Here is a 3083-nt window from a genome sequence, read left to right on the forward strand (position 1 = left end):
GCACTGGCGCGGGGGTGGTCTGGGTAGACCGTTGATTTCATTGACTTTCCTGTTCGCTTTGTAAACGGGTATGGTGGCCTCCCACTTTTGAGGTTCACGATGCAGGGTTGGCACACAACGTTTTTGGGGATGCGTGGGCTCCCCCGCGATATCAGCGACTTCGAGATGAAGGCATTTTTCACCTTCGATGGTGCCGAGCGCGACGCAATCAATGCACGCCGAGGTGATTCCCACAAGCTTGGTCTGGCGCTCCATATTGGTTTCCTGCGCATGAGTGGGCGTTTGCTCGGTGCCTTTCGGGTAATTCCAGTAGCCTTGTGGCGCCACCTTGGCAACGAGCTTGGCATTGCAGCACCAGAAGTCGCCTCGCTGAGAGCCATGTATGAACGCGGGCGCACGCTATTCGATCACCAACAAGTAGCCTGCACGGTCCTTGGATTCCAGTGGATGAGCGAGCACCAGCGCCGCTCACTGGTACGTGAACTGCGCGACGAAGTGGCGCGCTGCGCCGACCGCGATCAGCTACTCGTGCGGGCGCGTCAATGGCTGTACAAGAACAAGCTGGTGATCGTGCACGAGCGGGCAATTCGGACACTGATTGCGGCGGCACTTGCCCAGCTTGAAGTTGAAACAGGCACCGCCATCGCCGCCAGCGTTGATCCAGCAACACTTGATCGCTGGCGAGCCTCAGTTTCAGAGCTGCGCCCAGATGGACAAACCCAGCAGAGTTGGCTATGGGCTGCACCGGCGAAACACTCAACCCGCCAAATCAGCGAGGTACTGGAGCGCATCGACCTGCTTTACACGCTGGACGTTCATAAGCACCTGGCAGACATCCCCGATCTCATCTTGCGCCGCTACGCGCGCCGACTTGTCTCCAGGCCGCCCTCAGCCGGAGCCAAGATCAAAGAGCCAGCGCGCACCGTGGAGGTCGCATGCTTTCTTCGGTATTGCCTGTTCACCACCACAGACCAGTTGATCCTTATGGTGCAGCGCCGGATCGCCGATCTGTGGCGTCAGGCTGCCGCCGATGTCCCCGCTACCGTCAATTGGGCCGCAATGTACAAAACGCTGCTCGGCGAACTTGTTGCCTTGAGCGCGCAAGGTGCGGTGCCAGATGCTGAGTTGCGTGCCCGTCTTGAAGCCTTGATCACCGAAACCCAGAAACGCAAACCACCGAGCAGGGCCTCCCTGGTCCGCGAGGGATTGATTGATGGAATTCGCCCCGTGCGGTCGTTGCTCGTCGCCATTGCAAAGCTGCCCTGGCAGGCCACCGGCGAGCATCCTGCCATCGAGTACCTTGCCAAGCTGCAAGCTTTATATCTCAAAGGATCCAGAAAGCTGCCAGTTGAAGTGGTGGCACCAAGTCTGGGAATGATCTGGCAGGTTTCGATCTCCAGCCCAGACCGGGAACGGGCGTTTCAGGCGTTGGAGGTGGCCACCCTGTTTGCCCTGCGCCGCGCGGTGCGCAATGGCTCGGTCTGGATTGAGCACAGCCTGAGCTTTCGGGGTCGTGCGCGCTTGTTCTTCACGGACGAGCGTTGGCAGGCAGAGTCCAAGAAACACTATGCCCGTCTATCGTTACCCAGCAAGGCTGCCACTTTCTTGAAGCCTTTGCTGGCCAGAGTAACTGCCGGTGTCGATGCGGTGGCCGCTGCAGCCCGCAGTGGCGTACTGCGCGTGGATGATGAACTCCATTTGTCGCCATTGCCCGCAGAGGACGAAGACCCAGAAGTGACCAAGCTGCGCGCGGCTTTGGATCACCGCATCGGTGAGGTTCAATTGCCGGAAGTGATTCTGGCCGTTGACGCCCAGGTGCGCTTTAGCTGGATCATGCTCGGACGTGAGCCGCGCTCTACCGACGAGCTGCTGATGGTCTATGCCGGCATCATGGCCCACGGCACCAGTCTGACTGCGGTCGAATGCGCGCGCATGATTCCGCAATTGTCTGCCACCAGCATTCGCCAGGCCATGCGCTGGGCGCGGGACGAACGGCGTCTGAGCCAGGCCTGCCAGGCTGTGCTGGAATTCATGCAGCGACACCCGATTGCCGCCACCTGGGGGCGGTCCGATTTGGCATCTTCTGACATGATGAGCATGGAGACCACCAAACGGGTGTGGCAAGCCCGGCTTGATCCTCGGCGCAACACACCTTCCATTGGAATCTACTCCCATGTAAAAGACCGGTGGGGCATCTTCCATGCGCAGCCCTTTGTGCTCAATGAGCGCCAGGCGGGCGTGGCCATTGAAGGTGTCATCCGCCAAGAAAAGCTGGAGACCAGCCAGCTTGCTGTGGATACCCATGGCTACACCGACTTTGCCATGTCACATGCCCGTTTGCTTGGTTTTGATCTTTGCCCGCGGTTGAAGGAACTCAAACAGCGCCACCTCTTTGTGCCACGCGGCACCAAAGTGCCCGCAGAAATCGCTGCGGTGTGCGAAGCCAATGTCGACGTCGCTTTGATCGAAAAGCATTGGGATAGTCTGGTGCACCTGGCAGCCTCGGTCATGAGCGGACATGCCAGTGCGGTGGCAGCTCTTGCGCGGTTCGGTTCTGCCGCCCAGGGCGATCCAATCTATGAGGCTGGCGTGCAATTGGGGCGGTTGCTGCGTACGGCGTTTTTGGCTGACTACTTTGTCAAGGACGCTTTCAGGAACGAGTTGCGCCGGGTGCTCAATCGGGGCGAGGCTGTTAACGCCCTCAAGCGCGCCATTTATACCGGCCGGATCAGCCCGGCGCAGGCCAAACGTGTCGATGAAATGCAGGCTGTGGCCGATGCGTTGAGCCTGATGGCCAACATCGTGATGGCGTGGAATACCTCACAGATGCAGGCGGTCCTGGATCGCTGGTCGAACCGCCGCCAGGTCATTCCACCGGAACTGATCGGGAAGATTGCGCCCACCAGGCTGGAGAGCATCAACTTGCGGGGTGTGTTTCGCTTCCCGGTTGACCGCTATGCTGACCAAATCCTGCCTTCGCGGCCAAATGCATCGATAACTGGCACCAATGGATGAAACCGACCACGGTTTGACGCCACGAATCGCAGATTTGAAAGTGAACAGGAAAGTCAATGAAATCAACG

The 3083-nt window shown here is 59.2% G+C and carries 1 protein-coding gene; it reads left to right on the top strand.

Going from position 1 to position 3083, the window contains the following annotated elements; genetic code table 11:
• The first annotated feature begins 99 nt into the window (after positions 1-99).
• Complete coding sequence (locus ACOVRJ_RS09340) at positions 100-3015, top strand: Tn3-like element IS1071 family transposase (protein ID WP_003049965.1); 2916 nt, start codon at positions 100-102, stop codon at positions 3013-3015.
• The last annotated feature ends 68 nt before the right edge of the window (positions 3016-3083 follow it).

It is taken from the genome of Roseateles sp. (genome assembly GCF_049240545.1).
Taxonomy (GTDB): domain Bacteria; phylum Pseudomonadota; class Gammaproteobacteria; order Burkholderiales; family Burkholderiaceae_C; genus Paucibacter_A.